At 40.7% G+C, this 26,065-nt stretch carries 20 protein-coding genes and 2 pseudogenes; 9 read left to right on the top strand and 13 right to left on the bottom strand.

Annotation, left to right across the window (positions count from 1 at the left end):
- Positions 1-211: 211 nt before the first annotated feature.
- From ACE01U_RS01385 to ACE01U_RS01370, 4 genes and pseudogenes are all read left to right on the top strand, one after another.
- Positions 212-567: pseudogene (locus ACE01U_RS01385) on the top strand (hypothetical protein); the annotation flags it as partial.
- Between the two features lies 1 nt (position 568).
- Positions 569-731: pseudogene (locus tag ACE01U_RS01380) on the top strand (rubredoxin).
- Positions 732-1,393: 662 nt separating this feature from the next.
- Positions 1,394-3,028, top strand: coding sequence for an arylsulfatase (locus ACE01U_RS01375; RefSeq protein ID WP_395553094.1), 1,635 nt, complete (start codon positions 1,394-1,396; stop codon positions 3,026-3,028).
- A gap of 119 nt (positions 3,029-3,147) precedes the next feature.
- Entirely contained in the window at positions 3,148-4,317 is a 1,170-nt protein-coding gene (locus tag ACE01U_RS01370) for an OmpP1/FadL family transporter (protein ID WP_395553093.1), read from the top strand.
- Positions 4,318-4,432: 115 nt separating this feature from the next.
- Here the strand turns inward: ACE01U_RS01370 and ACE01U_RS01365 are convergent, their stop codons facing one another.
- Together ACE01U_RS01365 and ACE01U_RS01360 are read right to left on the bottom strand one after the other, a co-directional pair.
- A complete protein-coding gene (locus tag ACE01U_RS01365; protein ID WP_110974545.1) occupies positions 4,433-5,968 on the bottom strand; it encodes an arylsulfatase in 1,536 nt (511 codons plus the stop codon).
- Between the two features lie 133 nt (positions 5,969-6,101).
- Entirely contained in the window at positions 6,102-7,367 is a 1,266-nt protein-coding gene (locus tag ACE01U_RS01360) for an anaerobic sulfatase maturase (RefSeq protein ID WP_395553092.1), read from the bottom strand.
- A 339-nt stretch (positions 7,368-7,706) separates the two neighbouring features.
- On the opposite strand from ACE01U_RS01360, the gene ACE01U_RS01355 reads away from it, so the two are divergent.
- Positions 7,707-8,774 (top strand): 4-phosphoerythronate dehydrogenase, encoded by a 1,068-nt coding sequence (locus ACE01U_RS01355; protein WP_395553091.1) that lies wholly within the window; start codon positions 7,707-7,709, stop codon positions 8,772-8,774.
- Positions 8,771-9,754 carry an EF-P lysine aminoacylase EpmA gene (gene epmA / locus ACE01U_RS01350; RefSeq protein ID WP_395553090.1) on the top strand — a complete coding sequence of 328 codons (984 nt, stop codon included), beginning with the start codon at positions 8,771-8,773 and terminating at the stop codon, positions 9,752-9,754. Before ACE01U_RS01355 ends, epmA begins: the two co-directional genes overlap by 4 nt.
- A 55-nt stretch (positions 9,755-9,809) precedes the next feature.
- Here epmA and ACE01U_RS01345 read toward each other — a convergent pair whose 3' ends face one another.
- The 7 genes from ACE01U_RS01345 to ACE01U_RS01315 all read right to left on the bottom strand — a co-directional run bounded on the left by ACE01U_RS01345 (position 9,810) and on the right by ACE01U_RS01315 (position 20,740).
- The gene (locus ACE01U_RS01345; protein WP_395553089.1) at positions 9,810-11,033 is read right to left on the bottom strand and encodes a multifunctional CCA addition/repair protein; all 1,224 of its coding nucleotides are present in this window, start codon (positions 11,031-11,033) and stop codon (positions 9,810-9,812) included.
- A gap of 83 nt (positions 11,034-11,116) precedes the next feature.
- Complete coding sequence (locus ACE01U_RS01340; protein ID WP_086208872.1) at positions 11,117-13,396, bottom strand: NADP-dependent malic enzyme; 2,280 nt, start codon at positions 13,394-13,396, stop codon at positions 11,117-11,119.
- 140 nt (positions 13,397-13,536) lie between these two features.
- Positions 13,537-16,413, bottom strand: a complete 2,877-nt coding sequence (locus tag ACE01U_RS01335) for a bifunctional diguanylate cyclase/phosphodiesterase (protein WP_395553088.1) — start codon at positions 16,411-16,413, stop codon at positions 13,537-13,539.
- 164 nt (positions 16,414-16,577) lie between these two features.
- Positions 16,578-17,312, bottom strand: coding sequence for a 16S rRNA (uracil(1498)-N(3))-methyltransferase (locus tag ACE01U_RS01330; protein ID WP_110974551.1), 735 nt, complete (start codon positions 17,310-17,312; stop codon positions 16,578-16,580).
- 40 nt (positions 17,313-17,352) lie between these two features.
- Entirely contained in the window at positions 17,353-18,189 is an 837-nt protein-coding gene (gene metF, locus ACE01U_RS01325; RefSeq protein WP_119063670.1) for a methylenetetrahydrofolate reductase [NAD(P)H], read from the bottom strand.
- Between the two features lie 126 nt (positions 18,190-18,315).
- Positions 18,316-19,698: an adenosylhomocysteinase gene (ahcY, locus tag ACE01U_RS01320; RefSeq protein WP_110974553.1), complete on the bottom strand. Its 1,383-nt coding sequence runs from the start codon at positions 19,696-19,698 to the stop codon at positions 18,316-18,318.
- Between the two features lie 190 nt (positions 19,699-19,888).
- A complete protein-coding gene (locus tag ACE01U_RS01315) occupies positions 19,889-20,740 on the bottom strand; it encodes a DUF4062 domain-containing protein (protein WP_395553087.1) in 852 nt (283 codons plus the stop codon).
- A gap of 139 nt (positions 20,741-20,879) precedes the next feature.
- Between ACE01U_RS01315 and ACE01U_RS01310 the strand changes: the two genes are divergently transcribed.
- Positions 20,880-21,413: a cysteine peptidase family C39 domain-containing protein gene (locus tag ACE01U_RS01310; RefSeq protein WP_110974554.1), complete on the top strand. Its 534-nt coding sequence runs from the start codon at positions 20,880-20,882 to the stop codon at positions 21,411-21,413.
- Positions 21,414-21,434: 21 nt separating this feature from the next.
- On the top strand, positions 21,435-22,388 hold the full coding sequence (locus ACE01U_RS01305) for a DUF4424 family protein (RefSeq protein WP_395553086.1): 954 nt from the start codon (positions 21,435-21,437) through the stop codon (positions 22,386-22,388).
- 36 nt (positions 22,389-22,424) lie between these two features.
- Here the strand turns inward: ACE01U_RS01305 and ACE01U_RS01300 are convergent, their stop codons facing one another.
- The 4 genes from ACE01U_RS01300 to ACE01U_RS01285 form a co-directional block, all read right to left on the bottom strand.
- Positions 22,425-22,943 carry a tetratricopeptide repeat protein gene (locus tag ACE01U_RS01300; protein ID WP_395553085.1) on the bottom strand — a complete coding sequence of 173 codons (519 nt, stop codon included), beginning with the start codon at positions 22,941-22,943 and terminating at the stop codon, positions 22,425-22,427.
- Between the two features lie 79 nt (positions 22,944-23,022).
- The gene (locus ACE01U_RS01295) at positions 23,023-23,361 is read right to left on the bottom strand and encodes a DUF3325 domain-containing protein (protein ID WP_291374454.1); all 339 of its coding nucleotides are present in this window, start codon (positions 23,359-23,361) and stop codon (positions 23,023-23,025) included.
- On the bottom strand, positions 23,358-25,085 hold the full coding sequence (locus ACE01U_RS01290) for a PepSY-associated TM helix domain-containing protein (protein ID WP_395553084.1): 1,728 nt from the start codon (positions 25,083-25,085) through the stop codon (positions 23,358-23,360). The genes ACE01U_RS01295 and ACE01U_RS01290 overlap by 4 nt, the downstream gene beginning before the upstream one ends.
- A gap of 7 nt (positions 25,086-25,092) precedes the next feature.
- Positions 25,093-25,443 carry a hypothetical protein gene (locus ACE01U_RS01285; protein WP_086208314.1) on the bottom strand — a complete coding sequence of 117 codons (351 nt, stop codon included), beginning with the start codon at positions 25,441-25,443 and terminating at the stop codon, positions 25,093-25,095.
- Positions 25,444-25,717: 274 nt separating this feature from the next.
- Here ACE01U_RS01285 and ACE01U_RS01280 point away from each other — a divergent pair, with 274 nt between their 5' ends.
- Positions 25,718-25,978 (top strand): hypothetical protein, encoded by a 261-nt coding sequence (locus ACE01U_RS01280; RefSeq protein ID WP_110974560.1) that lies wholly within the window; start codon positions 25,718-25,720, stop codon positions 25,976-25,978.
- Positions 25,979-26,065: the final 87 nt, after the last annotated feature.

Below are 26,065 nucleotides of genomic sequence, written 5' to 3'. Positions count from 1 at the left end.
TTTATCAAGAACTGATTTGAATATTTAACTAAAAAATCTTAATCAGTACTGTATTTGATGTTTTTAAAATGTTTGGTTTTTTCATTGTATTTTAGATATGAACGGATAATTCACTTAGCGGTGTTTGTTTGGAGCTGACGATGGGCACTATAGCGTTATGGTGTGTAGCAAACTCAGCCTTAAATGTTCTCAAAAATTGGCTGCTGAAGCATATATGCGCACTCAACTTGAGGATAGTTGGAACGATAATAATTTAGTCGCCCGCCTATTTTTATATCACAACGCCATTCAGATCATCATGTTTATCCAACACGTAGTTTTCAAACGCTGAAAAATTATGAAGATGTACCTCAACTTCCCGCAGGTTATGCCGCCATGCTTTTACCTGCCTTGATTCCGAAGTGGTGGTTTAAACTGATGGATCAGCGAGTAGTCGAACACTATGCAAGGATCTTAAGCAAAATAAATATTGATCCAAAAGCCAAAAAAGAATTCATCAGAAATTTACCACTTTACTGTCTAAATCATCCATTACATCAGAGCAAGTTAGGACTCAAGAGGATGTAGGATGAAACGTTATCAATGTTTGGTTTGTGGTTCATCTATGATGAACAATCAGGTTGGCCGCAAGAAGGTTTTGTAGCAGCTAGAGCGTGGCAGGATGTGCCTGAAAACTGGACTTGTCCTGACTGTGGGGGGCTAAAGCTGACTTTGATATGTTAGAAATCTAAGCAGTAAATACGCACCACATTATGATATGGGCGCTGTGATTCACTTTAGCCGTGCCCAAAATTCTTCTATGGGATGATTTTTCTATCAAACCATTCTATAACCATTCTTTCGCATGGTTGTTCTTCATTTCAAGACTGTTAATCTTTTCAAGCAGATTTATTACTCAAGGACTGAGTAGAAGTCATAAGCCATATTTTAAAGAAAGCCATGGTCATGGAGGAGTGTGGATTCCTTTAAAATATTGAGATGATTAAAAAATAACGATGTGAAATCGAATGTGTAGAACTCAATAACTTCGAAAATCGCAAACATATTTTCTTTAAAGGATTAGAACAAAGATGGTTAATCAACTTGTTTGTATAACACTAGACGAAATTTTGGCTTCACCACGACTTAAAGTTACCAAGATTGCCCCCTTTTTTTATTGCTATGCCCTATTTTTAGTGAGTGGTCTTTAGCACATTATTTACTGTAAAAATAATTTTTAGCTATGCAGGTTTTGATACATAGACTGCAACATTTATTTATATAGAATTTAAAACTAAGAATAGATAAATAATTGAACTTTAATAAATTTTATACAGATTAAATTTCTAAGAAATAAGTTCTGGCAAAAGTCAGAAGGGATACTTTTATCTTAAAAACGGTCAAGGAGGATACCATGCGTATCATGAAGTCTAAGCTGTGTTTATCTATCGGCACTAGCTTATTGTCGGTAGCAATAACAACAGCACATGCTGCATCTGCGAAAACGTATCAAACAGGGAAGACGATTGCGAACGATCCTTTTTTGAAAGCAGTAGTCAGTTCTGAGCATATGGAACCTGCGATTATTCATCCTGCGCAGAGCGTGGTAGCCCAGAAAAAAATTGAGGCATATAAACAAAAAACAGGGCGTACTCCTAATATTTTGATTTTCATTGTTGATGATATGGGGTGGGGGGATATCGGTGCGAATGGTGGGGGTGAAACGGTGGGTGCACCGACACCAAATATTGATAAACTGGCACAAGGGGGGTTGCGTTTTACCTCATTCTATGCACAACCACTGAGTACGCCTTCTCGCGCTGCAATGATGACAGGTCGTCTGCCAATACGTACAGGGTTGGTCCGTCCTATTTTGACAGGTGAAAAACTCAAAGCAAATCCGTGGGAGGGTGAAGTTACTGCAGCAGGTCTTCTCGACAAAGCGGGCTACCGCACGGGCATGGTGGGAAAATGGCATTTGGGTGAAATTGATGGAGCTTACCCACAGCAAAATGGTTATGACGAATACTTCGGTTTCTTGCAAGTGGTATCGAACTTAACCGAGATGACCGATGAACGTTTATATCCAAATTTAATCCACGACCCTGAGCGTTTAGAAGCAATGCGCACGATTCAGCCTCCTGAAATTACCAGTGGCGTCAAAGGCGGGGCGCTAAAGGTTGAACAGTCGATTAAAACCATTGATGACATCAGCAAAATGGATCAAAAATTTGCAGATTACTCCGACAGTTTTATCCGTCGTGCAGATAAAAAGAATGAGCCGTTTTATCTGATACATTCATTTTCACGATTACATAATGATAATTATCCCGCTCCGGGTTATGCAGGCAAGAGCCCTGCAAAATATCCCTATAAGGATGTGGTGATTGAGGTCGATGATATCGTTGGTCGTCTTATGAAGACGCTGAAAGATACAGGTCAGCTTGAAAACACAGTCGTGTTCTTTACCTCAGACAACGGAGCCAATGAAGATGTTTGGCCAGATTCTGGGTTTCATCCATGGAAAGGCGGTAAAGGCACCACATGGGAAGGTGGAATCCGCGTTCCCGGTATTGCCTACTGGCCGGGCATGATTAAAGCAGGTCGGGTCAGTGATGGTATTTTTGACATTCTTGACTTATTTAACACATCCGTTGCACTAGGTGGGCAAACAAATCAAATCCCGAAAGATCGTTACTTTGATGGTATCGACCAAACCAGTTTCCTGCTGGCTGATGACGGTGAGTCAAACCGTGAAACTTCATACTTCTATTCAGGCAATCAGTTCACATCACTGCGTTGGAATGAGTTTAAAGTACATTTCAAAGTGATGGATACTACTTCGCCACGTAAAAATATTGATAGTACTTTGTTGTCAGTCGCCAACCCAGCACCGTGGGCATACAACTTATACCTTGACCCCAAAGAGCAAATTCCAAGCCATCATGGGTTTGAATGGGGTTATCCACGTGCCCTGAATCTGGTGCGTTATCACATGAGCACCTTTCAGAAATATCCAGCCAAAGACATTGGTTTGGGTGTGCCTTAATTCAGTTTGAGCAAAGATTCTATTCACTAGAACAAAAAGCGATGCAATCACTCACAGTGACTGCTTTTCAGCGGAATGAAACGTAGTCACTGGCTTAAATTTTCACTAAAGGATTAGACATGAAATCGAATCAAAAGTATCTCATAACTGCAATATTGTCTGTATTGGCAAGTCAAGCCTATGCCGCAGGTTTAGAGCGTTCCCCACAACAAATTGATGCGCTTTTTGAACAGGGAACTTATGCAGAAGTAGGCTACACCCATATTTCACCTGATGTGACAGGTGACGATTCAAGCGGGCATTCTCTTTCTGACATGGCGGAAGATTATCAATCTCTGAATTATGCAGTAAAGACAGATTTAACCCCGAGTTTACGTTTAGCGGTCATTTATGACGAACCATTCGGCGCGAAAGTGAAGTTTGATGGGACAAATAACTTCATTGCAACAGACCGCCCAGCAGCAGATGCTAAAACCCGTGTCGATGTGCAATCGAAAAATATCACTGCATTATTGGGCTATAACCTGAATAAAAATGTCATGATTTATGCTGGACCTGCACTGCAAGAGATAGAAGCTAATGTACATTTACGTGGTTTAACCTATGCTGCCAATAGTGGTTATAACAACAGCTTTGATGATATGGCTATTGGTTGGGTGGCTGGTTTCAGCTATGCCAAGCCTGAAAAGGGCATTTTAGCCTCACTTACTTATCGTTCTGAAATTGAGCATAAGACAACAATTCAGGAAGATGTGCCATTGGCTGATAAATTGGGTATGGATTATTCACATTATAATCAAGGCAGTATTACTACCCCTGAGTCTGTCAATTTAAACATGCAAGCAGGACTGAATATGACCACTGCTGTGTTTGCAAAAGTACGCTATGTGCCGTGGAGTAACTTTGCCTATTATCCACCTATTTTAAAAGCATCGACCGTGGCTGCTTTGGGCAAAGGTTTACCTTTAGTGGATTATTCTGATGATCAAACAGCAGTTGAAATTGGGCTGGGGAAACGTTTGGCTCCGAAGCTTGCCATTGCGGTTTCTGGTTTATGGGATTCAGGCGCGGGTGATCCAGCTCCGACTTTAGGGCCTGTGGATGGATATTGGGGCGCGGGTTTGGCAGCAAAATATAACTTTAATGAAAAGCTCGCATTTAGTGTCGGTGGTCGTTATATGTGGTTTGGTGATGCCAAAGGTGAAACATCTGACCGTCGTATAGTGGGTGATTTTAAAGACAATACAGGTTATATCGTAGGCATGAAGCTGTCTTATTCTGCTAAATAAATTGACAGTGTAATAGTAAGTCGTTAGTTGTTTTAAAGAGAAAACCCCTACAGATTTTCTGTTCCTTGGAACAAAGTATTGTAGAGGTTTTCTCTTTAGCTTACCTTAAGTTGAATTAACGTCCAGCAGGCTGATTTTCAATCATACTTGCAACTTGGTCGACTTGGACAGACATACTCTTTTGACTTGGTGGGAAGTCTTTAAAGGTTTTCACAAACTCTCCAATCTGCTCTCCAGCTGGACCTAAAATCCAGCTTCTGTTTTCAGCCCATTCATCATAACCACGCGCCTCGGTGAAGCGTTCAAATGGATCCATTTTCAGGTTAATGATATATGGACTGGTCATTGCTTCTTGAGTAGAGCGGAACCAACCATCTTGTTTGGTGAATAGTAATTTCCAATCTCCATAACGCATGCCATGGAAAGTAGTTTCCGTAAAGTAATAGAAATCTTTACGTTTAGTTTTGCCTTGGTTTAATAAAAGATCACTTTGATCATAACCATCTAAATGAACTTTATAATTTTTCCCACCAATACGCTTACCTTTTAATAAATCCTCTTTCAGCGTTTTATCACCCACCCAAGACATTAGTGTTGGCATCCAGTCTTCCATGGTCATAAATTCGCCAGTTGATACATTGGCAGGAATGTGACCAGGCCATTTGACGACTAAAGGAACACGGAAGCCACCTTCCCATCCTCCTACACCTTTTTCACCATGGAATGGTTGGTTACCACCATCTGGCCACGAATTTGATGCTGCGCCATTATCGGTTGAGAACATCACAATGGTATCTCCGCTTACTTTTAAGTCATCAAGAAGCTTTAAAAGTTCACCGACACCATCATCCATTTCAGCAACACCATCGGCATAGACACCATAACCCGTTTTACCATCATATTTCTTATTTAAGTGGGTTTTATAGTGTGTTCGTGTCATGTTGTGCCAAACAAAAAACGGCTTATCTTGTTTAACTGCATCTGAGATAAAACGCTTAGATTGTACCAAGACTTCTTCATCAAGATTACGTTGGCGTTCTATACCAAATGGACCTAAATCTTCAATTTGTTGTTTACCATTACCCAAAGCTTTAGAGTGGATCACACCACGCATTTTTAAGCCTAATTTTTGTTGTGTTGCTTCATCTTTCGGATAGTCTTGTTGCTCACCATACTCACCCGCATTTAGGTGATAGAGAATTCCATAAAATTCATCGAAACCATGTACAGTGGGTAAGTGTTCATCTCGATCACCCAAGTGATTTTTACCAAATTGTCCTGTGACATAACCTTTGGCTTTCAGCATTTCGGCAATGGTTGGATCTTTAGATTTTAGTCCCTGTACTGCTCCTGGAAGTCCGACCGTACTCAAACCTGTACGCATTGGGTATTGCCCTGTAATGAAAGCAGCCCGACCAGCTGTAGAGGATGCCTGTGCATAATGATCCATGAAGGTCATGCCTTCTTTGGCAATACGATCAATATTAGGCGTGGTACCGCCCATCATGCCACGGTGGTAGGTGCTTAAATTCCACATCCCAACATCGTCGCCCCAAATGACTAAAATATTGGGTTGCTTTGCAAATGTGGTTGCAGACAACAACGCTCCACCAATTAAGGCAACAGAGCGTGCAATTAAACTCTTCCGCATGTTATTTCTCCTTGTTAGGATTGTTATGAAGCAATAGAGATTTTTTTTCACTCAGTCCGCCTTAACGAACTTAGCGATGTTTTTACGGTTGTTCTAAAAATAAAAATTTATAGTTATGTTAAAAGGATTTTTTTTAATGTGATTGCAAGCGTTTCGCAATATCATGTTTAGATGAAGTTGCGGTGTGAAAAAATTTTTTTAGACCTGAGCAGAGGTAATGTAAGCCTGCTTCACCATCAGGTGTTTTCAAAAAACGATCTTTGGGGCAGTCACCCCAACAATACTGCAAATATGGACATTTTGTACAATATTTAGGCAGTGATTTATACTTTGAAAAAGAAAACTGTTTTTGCTTTTCAGAAAAGACCAGATCACCTTGATGAAAGTCCTGAATATTTCCCAGTTTATATTCAGGATAGACAAAGTGGTCGCAGGAAAATAAGTCACCATTATGTTCTATAGCTAGCGCTTTACCACAAATTTGTCCTGATACACATTTTTGAGCACCATAGCCAAACATCATCGAAACGATATTTTCAAATTGATCGACAAAGACCTTACCAAAGTCTTTTTGTAACCATTCTCCCCATACCCGAGAAAGAAAGTAACCCCAATCATCGGCTGCAATCGACCAGTCTGTAACGACGGAATCAGCTGTCTCAGGTTGTGTTGCAGAACTGCCTAAAGTGGGTAAGTCATCTGGATTCCAATAACCCGGAGCTGTTTGCTGAAACTGTGCGCTTTCCATCCCAGGTATAAACTGGATCATACGAGGTTGGACTTGATCGCGGAGAAAACGATATACGTCGATTGGACGCTTTGCATTATCACGGTTGACCACACAGAGGGCATTGAAAGGAATTTGGTAGAGATGCAGAAGTTTCACTGCCTGCATGACTTTGCTATGGGTCGGCTTTCCACCTTTGTTATAACGATGTTTATCATGAAACTCGGCAGGGCCATCAATGGATAAACCGACTAAAAAATTATTCCGTTTGAGAAATGCGCACCAGTCTTCATCGAGTAAAGTGCCATTGGTTTGTAAGTCATTTTCGATACGTTGATTGGCTTTTTGATATTTTCGTTGTAGCTCAACTACTCGTTCAAAAAATTCCAAACCCATGAGAGTAGGCTCGCCCCCTTGCCAACTAAACACAACTTCATCTGCGGTTTGAGACTCGATGTATTGTTTAATGTGCAGTTCAAGAAGAGACTCTGTCATGCGGGGTGTTTTAGGTTGATGCAGCATGTCTTGCTTATGTAAATAGAAGCAATAACTACAGTCTAAATTACACTGCGCACCCGAAGGTTTGATCATGACATGATATCGGTAAATTTTTCCCATCAGTTGGGCCGTTTTAAGTGGCGGGGATTCATTTAGAGTTGGAATTCGCTGCATGGCGCTTAAGTCCCCTTATCATTTTTAGTTAAATATTGTTTTTATCTTAATCGTTTATACTCAATCAATACTTAAAGATGCAATGCATAGGCTTATGCAACATGGCACTTTATCGTTCAATATACTGAGTGAATTTTTTAATCATTCATGCTGAATAGTTATTTTACTTATTCTAATAGAGAATAAATGAAAAAGGCAATTCCATAAAACTATTATGTCTTTTATTTTTTAAAAATAAGTGTGGAATATATAGGTTTTTAACTTAATGAATGATAAGGCAACATAGTGTTGTACTCACTCAAGGGGTATCATAGCGCTAACAAAGCGTTGGAATAGATTATGAAAATCGTGGCAGATGAAAATCTCGCATTTACCGATTATTTTTTTGCTGAATTTGGTGAAGTCGAACAGAAAGCAGGGCGTACTTTGATCCATGCCGATGTTGTAGAGGCGAAGGCATTATTGGTTCGTTCTGTGACACAAGTTAACCCAGCTTTAATTGATAATACAGCGCTTGAATATGTCGGTAGTGCAACGATTGGCACAGACCATTTAGATATTGAAGCCCTTGAAAAACAGAATATCCACTGGGCAAATGCTGCGGGCTGTAATGCACAGGCGGTGGCTGAATATGTGATTACCGCTTTACTGCATTTGAACCCAGCTTTTATAGATGCTAATGAACGTTTTACTTTGGGGATTATTGGTCTAGGAAATGTAGGTTCTCGCTTAGCCTATATGGCCAAACTATTGGGTTGGAATGTGATCGGCTATGATCCTTTTGTACAGCAAGATGTGATTCAGCAGGTCGATTTAAACACGCTATTAAACACTGCCGATGCCATTTCATTGCATGTTCCACTCACGAAAGCAGGGCAGCATCCGACACATCATTTAATTAATACGGATGCTTTAGCTGCAATGAAGCCTACAGCGATCCTAATCAACTCTGCGCGTGGATCTGTTGTTGAAGAGCAAGCTTTATTGGCAGACATCGAAAAAACACAGCGTAAAGTGGTATTAGATGTCTTTGAGCATGAGCCAGTGATTTCTGAGCAGGTACTAAATGCTGTGAGTCTAGTGACACCACACATTGCAGGTTATAGCTTAGAAGGTAAAGCGCGTGGTACACAAATGATCTATGACGCCTTTTGTAAAACCTTTCAGTTTGAAGCACATAAAAGTTTCGAGTCGCAGTTGCCTGTGTGTGCTCAGTATTTTGAAAGGCAAGATTTGAAATCTACACTTCAACAGCATTTAAATGAAATCTATCCAATTTTACGAGATGACCACGCTTTACGTGCTTGTTTAAAAGAGGGAATGATTGACCAGAAAGCCTTTGACCATTTAAGAAAGACTTATCCATTACGCCGTGAATGGGCTGCACATGGGGGGCCAAAGGCATGAGTCAGGACGTGATCCATTATCAGCCAACTTGTGATTTAAAAGCCATGCGTGCTCGCGCACAAATGTACAGCCAAATTCGTCAGTTTTTTGCTGAACGAGAAGTACTTGAAGTTGAAACACCGATTTTATCTCAGGCTGGTGTGACGGATGTACATTTGGCTTCCATTCAAGCGCAGCGCCATGTACAAGGCTCGCAGCAAACGCATTATTTACAAACCTCCCCTGAGTTTGCGATGAAGCGCTTACTCGCCAGTGGCAGTGGGCCGATTTATCAAGTCTGTAAGGTTTTCCGTGATGATGAACATGGACGAAAACACAATAGTGAATTTACCATGTTGGAATGGTACAGACCGAATTTTAGTTTGAAGGATTTGATGTTTGAAGTGACCGATTTATTGAATGTCACATTAAAGCAGCGTTTTGGTGAAGTTCGTCCAACCATTTTAAGCTATAAACATGCATTTATGGATCGTTTGGATTTGAACCCACTGCTAGCTAGTTTGAAAGAGCTAAAAGACTGCTGCAATCGCGTGGGTTTAAATTTGGACTTGGGTGATGACCGATTGGGTTATATTGATTTACTCTTTTCGCATTTTGTAGAGCCAAGCTTAGGTTTTGATACCCCAGTATTTTTAACTGACTTTCCGCCAGAACTTGCTTCACTTGCCAAAACCAAAACAGATGAAGACGGTGAGCTAGTTGCAGCACGTTTTGAGTTGTACATCGAGGGTTTAGAGCTCGCCAATGCTTATGATGAGTTGATTGATGCTGACGTGTTACGTTCACGCTTTGCAGCTGATAACGCAGAACGGGAAAAGTTAGGTTTACATGTGATGCCGATTGATGAATTTTTATTGGCTGCTTTGCCTCAAATGACCGCATGTGCAGGTATTGCTTTAGGTGTGGATCGTTTGTTAATGGTTGCAACTGAACAGATGCGGTTAGAGAAGGTGATTACATTTCCTGCGGTTATCTCTTAAGTGAAGTGAAAATAAAGCGCCAAATAGGGCGCTTTATTTTTTTGTTTATGAAGATTCAACTGTATTGAGTTTTCAGCACGCCAATGGCATGTATGCGACGTTCAATCAGCATTTCACCAATATCAGGGCCTTGGATATCTGCAGGCAGATCTTGAGCTTTAATATTTCGCACAACCTCCATCGCTTTTAAAACATATTGAGACTGCGGGTATTCACGATCTTCAAGTCCTAAACGACCACGCGAGTCGCATTCACAGGCCTGCACAAAGGCTTCAACCCGTTCAGGACGACGCAATACATCTAAGCGTTGCAGTAAGCGCCATAAAGTCCCTGGTTTTAAGGTGAGGGCTTGATGACATTTTAAATGTTCTTTGCAGACCGTAATTGCAAGTTGTTTCATCTGTGTTGGGACTTTTAGACGCTCGCACACTTCAGTCACAGGTTTAACCCCACGTTCTTCATGCATGATATGACGTGGTAATTCATCCACAGGTGTTAAGGCTTTACCTAAGTCATGTACGAGAACAGCAAAACGAACATCTAGTGCATAGTTGGCGCGGCACGCCTGTTGTAATGACATCATGGTGTGGATGCCACAGTCAATTTCAGGGTGATATTCAGGGCGCTGCGGAATACCGTAAAGTGCCTCGATTTCTGGAAAAAGTACTTTTAAAGCACCACAGCGACGTAGCACTTCAAAGTATTCATCAGCATGATCTTCCATTAGGGCGCGGGAGGTTTCTTTCCAAACGCGTTCAGGTGTCAGCGCCTCAAGTTCGCCCGAGTTTGCGAGTTGTTGCATCAGTGCCAACGTTTCCTCAGCCACTGTAAATCCTAGGGTTTTATAACGTGCCGCAAATCGAGCAATACGTAGGACGCGCAGTGGGTCTTCTACAAAAGCATCGGAAACATGCCGTAAAACACGTCGTTCTAGGTCTCGCTGACCGCCATAGGGGTCATATAGTGTGCCGTCATCATCCATAGCGATGGCATTAATGGTAAGGTCGCGTCGAATTAAATCTTGTTCTAGGGTGACGGAACTATCGGTATAAAACTCAAAGCCATGATATCCCTGTCCTGACTTACGTTCAGTACGTGCAAGTGCATATTCATCTTTGGTTTCAGGATGTAAAAAAACAGGAAAATCTTTACCTACAGGTTGGAAACCTTGGGCAAGCAGTTGTTCAGGCGTTGCACCGACAACTACATAATCTTTTTCGTGATAGGGATGACCCAGAAGCTGATCTCGGACCGCACCGCCTACTAAATAAACTTGCATGAAAAAACCTCTATTCTTGCAGCCATCATGCTACAGAATAGAGGTTTTCTCAAGTCACAAGACGAGACTATCTCAACAAGTGATTAGATAGCGTTTTTCTCAGCTTCTTGAACTTCGGCTACAGTCAGCGCTGTCATGTTGACCAAACGACGTGTTGTTGCTGTCGGCGTCAAAATATGAACTGGCTTAGCTGCACCTAATAGGATAGGACCAATAGTAACATTATTGCCTGAAGTTGCTTTTAACAGGTTAAATGAAATGTTGGCTGCATCCAAGTTCGGCATGATCAGTAGGTTCGCAGAACCTTTGAAGCGTGAGTTTGAGTATGCAAAGCTACGGATGTTTTCATCCAATGCTGCGTCTGCATGCATTTCACCTTCAACTTCAAGTTCTGGCGCAATTTGCGTTAAAATTTCAAACACTTTACGCATTTTTTGTGCGCTTGCATCAGTTTGATCTGAACCGAAGCTTGAGTGAGAAAGTAGCGCAACACGTGGTGTCATGCCAAAACGGCGCACTTCTTCAGCAGCTAAAATAGTCATTTCAGCCAGCTGTTCAGCCGTTGGATTACGATTGATGTAAGTGTCAGCAATGAACAGGTTACGGTCTTCAAGCATTAAAGCATTCAGCGTAAAGAAAGAGTTGTGACCTTCTTTTTTACCAATGATGTTTTTAACGAAATCTAAGTGAATGTCGTAGCTTGAATATGTACCACATAACATACCGTCTGCTTTACCATGTTTCACCAACATCGACGCGATCAACGTTGAACGACGACGTGCTTCACGTTGCGCATATTCAGGTGTTACACCTTTACGCTGCATGAGTGTGTAGTAGTCGTCTGCAAACAGTTCGTAGTCAGGATTTTTTTCTTGATCCACAATCGTGATGTTCACACCATGTTCAAGACGTAAGCCTAACTTTTTGATGTTCGCTTCAATAACTGCCGTACGACCGACTAAAATTGGTTTTGCAAGATCTTCATCAACCGCAATTTGTACTGCACGAAGTACACGTAGGTCTTCACCTTCTGCATAAGCAATACGTTTTGGGTCAGATTTTGCCTGAGCAAAAATAGGCTTCATCATGAACGCAGAGTTGTAAACAAACTCAGACAAACGTTGACGGTAAGCAGAGAAGTCTTGAATTGGGCGATCAGCCACACCAGAGTCCATTGCTGCTTGTGCAACAGCTGGTGCAATTTCCAAAATCAGACGTTGATCGAGTGGACGTGGAATAAGGTAGTCACGACCAAATGATGCTGATTTTTCACCATAAGATGCCGCATCTGCTTCAATGTGTGCCATACGCGCAATCGCATATACACACGCGATTTTCATCTCTTCATTAATCGTCGTTGCACCTACATCAAGGGCACCACGGAAAATGTAAGGGAAGCAAAGTGCGTTATTTACTTGGTTTGGATAGTCTGAACGACCTGTTGCCATGATGACATCATCACGAACTTCGTGAGCATGTTCAGGTAGAATTTCTGGATCTGGGTTTGCAAGTGCAAAGATAATTGGATCTTTTGCCATGAGCTTAACCATTTCTTTGGTTAAGATACCTGCAGCAGATAACCCAAGGAACATGTCTGCGTCTGCGATCACGTCAGCCAGTTGAGTGCCGTCGATGTCTTGTACATAACGCTTTTTAGACTCGTCTAAGCCTTCACGCTTAGTGGTAAGCAGACCGCGAGAGTCAGCTACAATAATATTTTCTTTCTTCGCACCAATTGCACAAAGAAGATCTAAACAAGACAATGCAGCAGCGCCTGCGCCTGAAGCAACGATCTTGATTTCCTCAATTTTTTTGCCATTTAACTGTAAAGCGTTCAGCAAAGCAGAACCAACAATAATAGAAGTACCATGTTGGTCGTCGTGGAACACAGGAATGTTCATGCGTTCACGTAGTTTTTGCTCGATATAGAAACACTCTGGCGCCTTGATATCTTCAAGGTTAATACCGCCAAAAGTCGGTTCTAATGCAGCAACAATGTCCACGATTTTGTCAGGATCATTTTCTGCAATTTCGATGTCAAAAACGTCAACACCAGCAAATTTCTTAAACAGTACGCCTTTACCTTCCATAACAGGTTTAGACGCTAAAGGACCAATGTTGCCTAGGCCAAGTACGGCTGTACCGTTACTGACCACAGCAACTAAGTTACCACGCGCTGTGTAAAGCGCAGCAGTAGACGGGTCGCGTTCAATCTCTAAACATGGTGCAGCAACACCTGGTGAATAAGCTAAAGCTAAGTCACGTTGGTTGACCAGCTGCTTGCTTGGTGTAACGCTGATTTTCCCTGGAGTTGGAAATTCGTGATAATACAAAGCTTGCTGTTTTAATGATTGATCGTCCATCTGAATCTCTTTGTAGCGTGGGTTAGCCAGCGGAGCTGGTGGTTTTTTAGTAGACAAGACCGAATATACCATTAGTTGCTGGCATATCCCAGTGATAGCTGATGCTTTTTAAGTCAAACTTAGAGCTAAAACCACCTGATTTATATTAAGTATGTATAAGCGGGCAGTTCGAGGTTATCTTTGAGATACTGAGTTGCGTCACGCTGGGCAAGTGGTTTGGAAAATAAGTAACCTTGAGCGATATCGCATTCAAGGTTTTGTAAGTAGTTTAGTTGCTGCTCAGTTTCGATACCTTCAGCGACGACAGTCATGCCCATGGCTTTCCCCATTGCAATCATGGCACTGACAATCGCTTCTTGTTTGCTGTGCCCAATTTTTGAAATAAATGTGCGATCAATTTTTAAAGTGTCGATTGGGAAGTCAGTCAGATAGGACAGGGATGAATAGCCAGTACCGAAATCATCCAAAGAAATGTGGATGCCACGTGATTTGATGGTCTCAAGTAAATTTTTAACTTCAACAGAGTTTTCTACTAAGGTGGATTCGGTTATTTCTAACTCTAGGCTACTGCCTTTGATTCCATAAAGGTGAAGCGCTTCATCCAAATCTTTGAGAAGTTGACCACGTTGTAACTGTTGTGCAACCACATTGACAGAGACACAAATGTCCTCGAAACCAAGTTTATTCCATTCTTGAATCTGTTTTGCGGTTTGTAGGATGACAATGCGCCCAATATCCGAAATCAGACTGGTTTTTTCCGCCATAGGAATGAACAGTCCAGGGGGAACTATACCTTTGGATGGATGATTCCAACGTACTAGCGCTTCAAAACCATAAATTTTTTGATCGTGAAAATTGATTTTTGGTTGATAATAGACTACCAACTCATTGTTTTGTATTGCCAGCCTTAAATCACGTTCTAAATAAATCCCTTCTTCTAAAGCAACTGTATTACTCAAAGTATAAAACTTGGTTGTATTGCCACCAAGGCGTTTTGCCTCGGTCAATGCTTGTTCTGCACAGTTATTTAAGTAGTCAAGTTGGCGACCGTGTTCAGGGTATTGAGAAATTCCCATTGAAAGCGTAATGATATGTTCTTGACCAAAGATGTCAAAAGGTAAGCTAAACGCTTTATGAATTCGCTCAATATGCTGTTGAATAGATGGCCGAATATGTGAAATTTCATAGACAATAGCAAAATCATCGCCGTTTAAGTGAGCAACAACTAGAGCTTCTGCATTGGTTAAACGAAGGCGTTGCGCAACTTGACGGAGTAATTCATCTCCACCATTGTTGCTTAAAAACTCATTCAATGGTCGGAAACGGTCAATATTGAGACGAATAATTGCCAGTTGTTTAATACTGTCTTTTTGAGAGACAAGATACTGATGCAGTTGATAGTTATAATAAAAACGGTTAGGTAAGTCCGTTAATGTGTCGTAGTTTTCTAAATAAGAAAGGCGTTGTTCTTGCAGTTTACGCTCAGTTAAATCAGACACAATCCCAATATAATGGGTCACACGATCTTGATCATCAGTGATGGCATTTAGATGCATCCAAATACACAGTTCTTTGCCTGAAAGAAACTTTTCGTCTAGTTCACCATCGTATTCACCTTTTTTCAAAAGCTGAGCAATGATTTGGTTGTGAGTGGTGCGTTGATGTGACCTATAGTTGGCCACAATATCAAATAGATGTTTACCATTTATGTGCGCGGCATTAAACCCAGTGAGACGCTCAAAGAATGGGTTTACGTCGATATAACGCAGGTCTTCATCAAGAATGAAAATACCTTGTTCTGCTTGTTCAAGTACGCTTGCTGCGAGTCGTAAACGTTCCTGATTACTTTTTTCATGTTGAATATCACGTCGAATACCCACCATTTGTAAAGGCTTTTGTGTCATAGGATCTCGGGAAATGACACGACCAGTGTCATGTACCCAATACCATTTCCCATTGTTATGTTGCACACGGTAAGTGGCTTCATAACGATCTGAATGACCCCGTAAATGACTTTTCATAGACGACTTAAATAATGTAATGTCATCTGGATGAATCAAAAACTGTAGTTGGTTTTGATGTTCTGTGGAGTTTTTAACGACTTTTTCTTGTTTGTGATTGGTTAGTGAAATCGAACGATCTTTAATATTCCAATCCCAAGGGCGAATACCTGCGATTTTATGTGCAAGAGAAAGGTTTTCTTGTTTGTTTTTTAAATCTTTATTGATTTCATTTATGTCAAAAGTACGTTCACGTACTTTTTGTTCCAGTAACTGATTATTCAGTTGCAGTTGTTGCTCTATTTCCTTGGATTTATTCACTTCAGTTTGTAATTGTTTACAAAGATCATCGGTCCATGCCACTTGCATTTCAGCTTCTTTTTTCAGTTCGCGGTTTTTAATAGAGAGGCGCGAGGAATGCTGATTGATACGATTTGTTGCATTGGCACAGAGTAATATCACAATCAAAATAAAATTGACGGTAAGGTGAAAAATATTGTGATTGTTATCAAAGTAAATGAATTGAGAGAAGATATAGGGCGTAATTGATGGAATAAAGACTAGACAGAAATAATTAATTCGCTGGGTTAAATAGGTTAGGCAGACTGTTTGTGTAACAATGACCAAAAGTGCAGATAAAACCAATGCGTCAACAAAACTAAAATCACCTGATTGTTGGGGTAGATAATAATAAATACATACAACACCAGTCGCAACTAGACAGCCGACGGTTAAGCAAACACCTTGAATCCAACGATGTGCAGGATGAGTTGAATAGTTACTTGGCTTGAAATAGACTGTGCTAATCACCCATAAAATACTCAAAATAAACTCAGAAATGAAAAACCAAAGGTTAAAATAAAAAGAATCTTGAGAAAAATTATAGTGATATGTACAGAAAATATAAAAATTAAGAATCAGTAAGCTACTAATAAGAAAACGAATATGGCTAATGGAGTGCGATATCTGCGCAGTCTGCAAGTGCCGATCAAGATTTTCTGTAGAAATATCTGGCATGAATCGCGAAACCTTATTTTTTTTATGACCTAAAAATGTTCAGTTGTGAGTTTTTCAAGTTAAAAAACACAGTACAAAAATAAACTCAAGTTATGTTTTGATATAAGTCAAGGGTAATATTGTTGTACATAATAAGCAATATATTAACAGAACTAAAGGATGACTCAACCGTTTATGTGATTTAAATCACTAAATTTGTAATTTAGAATCGCTAAAGCGACAACTGGCGCAGTCTCTGTACGTAACACCCGTTCGCCTATACACCAGTTTATAAATCCGTGGTCATTGGCTGTCGTAATTTCAGCCTCACTTAAACCACCTTCAGGGCCAATCAGTAACGCAATGTTCGGGGTCGCTTCTGCCAAAACGTCGAGTTCTTCTTTGTTTGGTGCAAGCACAAGTCGAGTTGTTGGTAACTCTGTCGCGAGCCATTTTTCTAAGCCGACCGGAGCATGAATAGTGGGAACAAGGTTCATGCCACATTGTTCACAAGCCGCTATGGCAATACCTTGCCAATGATCAATCTTCTTTTGGTCACGATCATATTTCAAACGCATTTCGCAACGTTCAGATGTTAAGAGTTGAATCTCCGAAACGCCCAATTCAACCGCTTTTTGAATGACATAGTCCATACGGTCACCTTTACTCATGACTTGACCGAGTAAAGTTTTGAACGCAGGTGTGCGATTGGTTGGGTTGAAAGCAGTGACCTGAACTGAGGCTGACTTTTTGGCAACGTCACTTAAGGTCACTTCATACTCGCCACCTTGTCCATTAAATAAGGTAGCCGTTTCACCGACTTGAGCGCGTAAAACTTTGACCCAATGATGAAACACCGTTTCAGTCAGTTCGACAGTGTGATCAACATTGAGTTCTGCTTCCATAAAAAAACGAGGCATTCGGTTTTACTCTCAAATAGGGTGAATCTGGTTTAAATCCTTATGCTAAACCGAGGTCTAGTACAAGTTGACGGGTAGGATCAGTGGTGTTCATGGTGTAGAAATGCAAACTTGGTGCACCACCAGCAATTAAGCGTTCACATAGTTTTACAACCACTTCATGACCAAATGCTTTAATGCTTGCGGTATCGTCACCATAGGTTGCCAGTTGCTTGCGAATCCAACGTGGAATCTCAGCGCCTGTACCATCTGCAAAGCGAATTAAGTTGCTGGCATTGATAATTGGCATAATGCCTGGTGCTACAGGAATATTCACCCCTTCTTTTTGAATGCGATCTACAAAGTAGAAGTAGGCATCTGGATTAAAGAAGAACTGAGTCAGTGCGGCATTCGCACCAGCATTGGCTTTGTCGCAAAAGCGTTGAATGTCTTGGTCAAAGCTATCTGCTTGAGGGTGCATTTCAGGATACGCAGCAACCTCAATTTTGAAATGATCGCCCGAATGTTCACGAATAAAGCGAACCAAATCCGTAGCATAAGGCAATTCGCCTAGGCCAACTTGACCTGAAGGCAAGTCACCGCGCAACGCGACAATACGGTCAATACCTTGATCTTTATAAATGTCGAGTAACTCAGCAATACGTGCTTTGTCATCACCAATACAAGACAGGTGAGGGGCAACAGGTGTGCCTTTACCATTAAATTCTGCAATCGCTGCTAAGGTACGTTCACGAGTTGAACCGCCTGCACCATAAGTAATTGAGAAAAACTCTGGATTTAAGAGTTGTAGTTCTTGATGTACGACTTTGAGCTTCTCTGCGCCCGCATCCGTTTTGGTCGGGAAAAACTCAAAAGAAATAGGAATGTGTTTCGACATGTTCAAATCCTTTTTATAAATGCTTTTTATTTAGACCTCTTCCTAGCCCACTCTTGCGCGTAGCTTTAAAGCAGTGCTTAAAACTCGCTTTACAGGAGAAGGCTAGGATGAGGGGAAATATAAAACTTAGTATTTATAAGCGTCTGATTTGAATGGGCCTTCAACTTGAACACCTAAGTAATCTGCTTGTACTTGAGTCAAAGTTGTTAACACACCGCCAAAACCTGCAACCATTGCCGCAGCAACTTCTTCATCTAATTTCTTAGGAAGGAGTTCTACACGGATTGCTGCTTGTTTTTGATCTTCTGCAAGATCCGCAAATTTTTCCGCGAATAAGTGCATTTGACCTAAGACTTGGTTGGCAAAAGAACCATCCATAACACGTGATGGGTGACCTGTTGCATTACCCAAGTTCACAAGACGACCTTCAGAAAGTAGGATTAAGTAGTCGCTGTCATTTTCAGAACGATACACTTGGTGTACTTGTGGCTTCACTTCAACCCACTTGTAACCACGTAAGTAGTTGGTGTCGATTTCAGTGTCAAAGTGACCGATGTTACACACCACTGCGCCTGCTTTTAATGTATCTAACATTGCAGCATCACATACGTGGTAGTTACCCGTTGTCGTTACGATCAAGTCAGTATTTTGAAGAAGGTCAAGGTTGATGTCTTCTTTTTTACCAGTTTGAACGCCGTTTTTGTACGGAGCAACAACCTCAAAGCCATCCATGCATGCTTGCATTGCACAGATTGGATCAACTTCAGTTACACGTACAATCATGCCTTCTTGACGAAGAGATTGAGCAGAACCTTTACCTACGTCACCGTAACCGATGACAAGTGCACGACGGCCAGATAAAAGCATATCTGTACCACGTTTGATCGCATCGTTTAGTGAGTGGCGGCAACCGTATTTGTTGTCGTTTTTAGATTTCGTTACTGAATCGTTGACGTTGATCGCAGGAACTTTAAGAGAACCGTCTTTCCACATTTCAAGTAGACGTTGAACACCTGTGGTGGTTTCTTCAGTAATACCGTGAATTTTAGCCAATACATTTGGGTATTTTTCATGAACAAGCGCAGTTAAGTCACCGCCATCATCCAAAATCATGTTGGCATCCCAAGGCGTACCATTCACATTGATTTGTTGTTCTAAACACCATACATATTCTTCTTCAGTTTCGCCTTTCCAAGCAAATACTGGGACACCAGAAGCCGCAATTGCCGCAGCAGCATGGTCTTGAGTAGAGAAGATGTTACAAGATGTCCAACGAACTTCTGCACCTAATTCAACTAGGGTTTCAATAAGAACCGCAGTTTGAATGGTCATGTGGATACAACCAAGGATTTTTGCGCCAGCAAGTGGTTTTGCAGCAGCATAACGCTTACGTAGACCCATAAGTGCTGGCATTTCTGCTTCAGCAAGTTTGATTTCTTTACGGCCGTAGTCAGCAAGTGAAATATCAGCAACTTTGTAATCTGTAAATGAAGCAGTAACCGCGTTCATCACGATCTCCTAATATAAAAAATTGATCATTCAGTTCGCGGATGCCGTTGTTGATTCAAAAAGGATTTGAACCGGATCGTCGAGCCTAGCGATTTCACATTTATGTACCTGTGAAAAAGTCGCAGCATCCCTCGACTAGCGAAGTATTGTACTTGGATTCTAAAAGTGTTCCAAGTTTTAAAAGATAATATTATTGGCTTTTGCCTATTTGTTCTTTTAATTGATCAAATGCCTTCCAACCTTGTTTGGTAAGGTTAAAGAGTTTTCCATCATATTCATCTTGAATGAGTCCCAATGTTACAAGTTCACGTAGAGTGCTTTTCCATGTAGCAATTTTTCTAGGTGTATCCAAATTCAATTTTAAATCGCCCGCGTATAAATTTGTGCAATCAATACCCGAAATAAATTGAATTTCACTTTCTGTTTCTCCAGCACTTATTATGAGTTGAACCATTTCATCACTAGGTTCAATGGAACGATTATTTGGGGGTGGTACTTCGCTTTCAAATGTTGAGTTATCTAAAAGATTATGAATATATTCGTTATTTTGTAATTGTAGTGTTATATGATCTTTAATTTTTTGTTTAAAAGTTAGTAGATCATTATAAAATTCTAATATACCATTCGGCATCCATTCCCGAATTTGTACTTGTAGTTTTTGATATTGATCAGTAATTTTACTTGGTGGTATTGGTCTGTCACAAATATAAATGGAGGTTAGTTTCTGAGATGCGATATGTCTTGAAATTTCTTCGACAGTACCACTCACATATTCGCCAGTTTCAGTGCCTAAGCGAGTCCAAAATATTCCCAATAAAATATCTGAATCTTCTAAAATTCGTTTATTGATAATTTCTTGCGGTCTACCACTCATTTCAGGTGCAATATGTGTTTCCCAGCCAACAGGATTTAGCATTACACCAAATTGTTTTGAGTGAATCGCATTCCACTCATAAATTGCATCACGTACTAGTTGTCTTTCTTCTAATACATCACTTGGGGATGCGATCATTACATTTAAAATTGTAGCTTGATATGCCATTTCTAATTTTCTGAAATTTGATTATTTACAGTTAATATATCTGAAATTTATACGGTTTCGATGGTTTGATGTAATTATTTAATTTCGAGTTCATGTCATTTTGTTTATTATCAACATAATCTCTTTTTTGAATTGTGTTATGGCCGTGAATATCCCTGAATCCTTAATGAACCTTGAAGCCAATGGCGGTATCTATGCAGTATGGATGATGCTACAACATTTAGGTATAGATGCAGAGATTGAACAATTGATTGATGTCTGTGCTTATGATGCAACGTTTGGCACCACAACGATAGGCTTGGCTGTAGGCTTAAAAAAGTTTGGTTTCAATGTGCATTTCTATACCGATGAAGACCCTGATCTTCAAGAACAAGAAAAACTGAGTTATGCCGAAGCTGAACAGTTAAAGTTACCTATTTCGCCTGCAATCAATTATCAACACATTCAGCAGGCGTTTGAACAGAATAACTTTATTATTGTGTATTACGATACTTTAGAAGGCGTCGGAAACCATTCACTGGTTTATTCTATAGATGAACAAGAAATCTGTTTCTTTGACAGTTTTGAGGCGATGCCAGCATCTGTATTTGAACAACAACGAAAAGCCGAAGGCATTTGTCGTCAGGTGATCATGATCGAGAATGCAAACTTTGAGACTCATGCAGAACATTAAACCTTAAAAAAGAAGATTAAAATGAAAAAAATAATAGGGTTATTCGTATTTATGTCTATGCACGTGAGTGCGAATGACAGTACGGGTTTTGTTGCAACAGGCGGTGTGCAATATCTTAAAAATAAAGATATTCAAATGTATAGTGAAAACTTATTTATCAGTAAAAAGCGAATCACTGTCGATTATGAGTTTAAAAATTTAAGTAAGCATTTGGTAAACGAGACTATTTTATTTCCCTTACCGAAAGTTCAAAATTACATGGACTATGATTATGCTGATGCCACAGGTTTAATTGATAGTTTTAAAATTCAAGTTAATGGTCAGCGTATACAGCCTCAGGTGCATGTACGGGCTTTTTTACCGAGTAATGAACAAGAATATGTTCATGATGGAGACTTTCAAGCCGATGTAACGAATGAGCTTATGGCTTGCAGTCTTACGCAGCAAGAGTTGATCCAGCCGTGGAAAGGTGAAAATGCCGATATAAGTACTTCTATTCAGCAAAAAATTCAAACTTGTAAAAATCCAAGAGTGCAAAAACTATTAAAAATTCAAGATGAAGATCTCATTCGCTGGCAGTCTCAGGTTATTTATAGTTGGAAACAAAATTTTAAAGCGAACAGCATGACCCGTATTCAGCATGAATATGCACCATTGGTCGGTGGTTCGGTTTCTTTATATCCTGAAGAGGATGAAAAGACTTATTGTATGGATCAAAGCTTCAAAGCAGGTTTGAAAAAAGCCAAATCACAATATGCACCTTATCAGGCGTTGGGTTATATCTTGAAAACGGGCGCAAATTGGGCGAAACCGATTCAAAATTTTAAACTGACGATTGAGCGTGATCCCAATGAGTTGGTTTCATTTTGTTGGAATGGTCAGGTGAAAAAGATCAGTTCGACACAATTTCAAATGACAGAAAAGAATTTTGTGCCTAAGCAGGATTTAGATATTATTTTTGTGCGTAAGTTTTAAGTAGTAAAAAGCCCATCAAAGGATGGGCTTTTGCTTTTATTCTTGCTCTGCGGCATCCGCCTTGTCATGCCAGTATTTGGCTTTTTCCTCATCCGCATCAATACCTAGTGCATTTTCATAAATGAAAGCCAAATCACGCATGGCTTGAGCTTCACCCAGTTCCGCTGCTTGTTGTACCAGCTCAATTGACTTAGTGACATCTTTTTCAACCACATCGCCCCGACGGTAAAAACTAGCCAACTCTAATATTGCAGTAGGGTGTTTCAGTTCAGCAGCTTGTTTTAACCAGTGATGTGCATGTCCAAAGTAGGTTTCTGCTTCGCTTGGGTCTTCTTCACGAAGTTCTTTGGCATAAAAAGCATAACCTTCACCGAGCCAATACATGGCTTCCACATGACCCAATGTTGCTGCTTTGAGCGCCCATTCTTCTGCAAGGGTAATGTCATCTTCATTTTCACTTTGCATATACAGTTCAGCAAGTTCAAATTGAGCGTCACTATTACCTGTTGTTGCAAGGTTGACCAATTCAGCAGGAATTTTAGGAGATTTAGGCATACAGATAACCAAAGATTGAAACTGTGGATAGCCTAATGCTTTCAAGTGAAAAAGCCAATCCGAAGATTGGCTTTTAGGCTTAGATTAGGTGCAAAGTTAGACTGGATATAAATATGAGTAAAACTGAAACAGCGATATTCCTAATTTTTTGCTCAAAATAACTCAAGCAAAGTCCAACAAACAACGCCGCGAAGCTAATCACGCCAACCCAATAACTGATTTCAGTGCTCCAATGTCCTTGCGTTAAGCAAATGAACAAAGAAACAATGAGGAGTAACCAACCTACAGTAGTTGCTAAGCGGGTTTGCTGAAGTGTCAGTTCTTTGCTAAAGATTTGCTTTTGATGCTTAGACATACTGCTGGCAAGAGCAAAAAAACCTAGGGTTGCTAGAGCCCATATCATTAGAAACCAAATCATGCTTCGGCCTCCTGAACAGGTGCTTTCACTTTTTTATTCGGCAAACCTTGATGCTTTTTAACTTTGTCATAAGCGAAATAGAAGATCACTGCCATTATCCACATGGCTAGGTCAACCGATGCAATCATCCACTGACCCTGCGCAATGCTGTTCCACAAAGCCTGACCACCTGTCATCAAGTTGACCACTGGTAACAGTGCGAAAGCGAGTGTTGCCAATAACAGTAAGTCTAACCATGCTTGGCGGTGGGTACGGAAAATGGCATAAATTAATGTGAGTAACCATACGGTAAAGAAGCTACGGATCTCCCAGTTTAGACGCATTTCTACATCTGCTGGAATGAAACGGTTGGCATAAAAATATGCTGCGCAGGCCAAAGGTAAACCAATAATGGCTGCAATATTCAGGACTTCAACCAGTCGGAAGCCAAACGATTTATAGCCTTGTTTTTGCTGTTGGGGCGCGCGTTTTACACACCAAAGAATCAGACCTGTAGCGACCATGAGCGTGCCTAAAATGCCCGAACAGAATAGCAACCAACGAAGAGCTAAGTCGACGCCGCGAGCTTCGTGTAAGACGGTGACCACGTTATAGATACCACTTGGAATAGATGGGTTTTTTATCCGTATATTTTTATCCGTTTCATCTTGACCCGTGACCCCATTGTAGTTGAGTGTTGCATAGACATTGCGATGCGCGACACTTTCAGCACGCAAGGCACGGAACTCAATTTTGGCTTGGTCTGTATTGGGTGAAATAATGTTAATCGAAGCAATTGGATTGTCTTTCCACTGTTGTTGTACCATCACCATAATTGGCGCTAGGTCTGTCAGTGGCGCAGGGCGGAGTTCGGGTTGTGGACGTTCCCCACCACGACCTTCAGCATGTTCACCACGTTGCTGTCCGCGTTCACCACGATCAGCTCTTTCGCCTTCGCGTTGACCACGACCTTCACGCTGCTGATCTTCAGCCTTTTGGGGCTGCTCAATCATGCTGGCCTGTTGGTCACGTAAAAACTGTTGTCGATTTTCATACGCTTGGTTAATTCCCCAAGGCATGAACATAAACATGAGCAGTAGTAAGCCACTAAAAGTAATCATTAAGTGAAAAGGCAATGCAAAAACAGCGGTTGCATTGTGCGCATCTAGCCATGAACGCTGACCTTTGCCTGAGCGAAAGGTAAAGAAGTCTTTAAAGATTTTTTTATGGGTGATGATACCGCTAACAATTGCAACCAACATGAACATGGTGGCAATCCCGACCAACCAACGCGTCCACAGACGCGGTAAACCGTATAATTCAAAATGGAAACGGTACAGGAACCCACCACTACGTGTATCCCGTGGTTCAATCACTTCACCAGTGGCACTGTCTAAGGTGATCCGTGTCCCACCACGACGTGCTTTCGGGTCTTCGCCAACGGCACGAATAGTTACTTCAGTCGTAGTTTGCCGTGAGTTGGGTAGTTGAATGTTCCAACTGCCTGCATCAGGGTGGTTTTTTTGTAAATAGTTGAGCGCGATCTGCATTTGTTGCACTTGAGACTGCGCAGGGATAGATTGATGGGTTTCAGGTTTCATCCAAGTAGAAATTTCATTTTGGAAAAAACTGAGTGTTCCAGTCACAAAAATTGCATACAGCAGCCACCCTAAAATGAGACTGGCCCATGTATGCAACCATGACATGGATTGGCGCGGTCCTTCCGCTTTTTGATCAACACGCATTGAAAAACTATCCTAAAAATTTGAGTAGGGCATACAGTGCAATACATGGCACAGCAATACCGAGCGTTGCTTTTAAGGTTTTTTGAACCATAAAGACCCAAATAAAGGCAGCACAGTTAAGACAAAATGCAATGAGTGTAGCGCTCATAGCCGCATTCACAGGATTGGCTATAAAGATTTTAGCAATGGCTAATGCAGAAAGTGCTGCAAGGAGATAGCCTCCAAGTAAGGCAAGAGCAAATCGGTACAACACCATAAGGCGGTAGCTAACGGGGGTATCGACTTTTTTCTTTTTGGTTGGTTTCGGACGAACTTTTTCCGAATGAACCAAGGCATCAATTTGAGTGGTGCTATTCATGGAAGACGGTTGGTGCTTTAGTAAACAGTGTTGTAAATGATAACAATTATTATTTAAATTAAATAGATGGTAATTTTATTTATTTTTTCTGTAATGTTTGGTGAGCCTCTAAATGAGTAAGATTTAAAGCAACGGTAGAAGAATATTAAATTTATTAAATTTTGAAGATTTTTTTTAGCCGAAAAGGCTACATGGCGTTACTAAATCATCTGATTGAGTATTTGTTTCTGCGTTATTTTCATTGCTTATACAATGATGTAATTTGAGGAAAGGAATGGCTGCTTTTATTAATGCTGAACAAGCAAAAATTATGTCTAACCAAGCGTATTTAGATATTGAGATCTACAAATTACGTTTGGCCTCATTGATTGAAGAAAGTGCCAAACAGGGAAATACTGCGGTATTTACAGTGCTGCCAAAACATTTACCTTTACAGGATATTCGCCGTTTTTCAGCAGAACTCACCCAATTGGGATATCAAGTCCGTTTGGAAGTGGAAGAGTTCTATTACCGTTTAAACGTCTATTGGATTTAAAACTTTGCTTCGATGTCATGGTTTATATTGTGTGGATAAAATAAAAGCCCGTAAACGAACTTTTATTTTTTAGCAATTCCACAAAAC

It is taken from the genome of Acinetobacter halobius, from assembly GCF_044130335.1.
Lineage (GTDB): Bacteria > Pseudomonadota > Gammaproteobacteria > Pseudomonadales > Moraxellaceae > Acinetobacter.
Note: the sequence above shows the minus strand (reverse complement) of the source record. Positions and strands in the feature narration are given on the sequence as shown.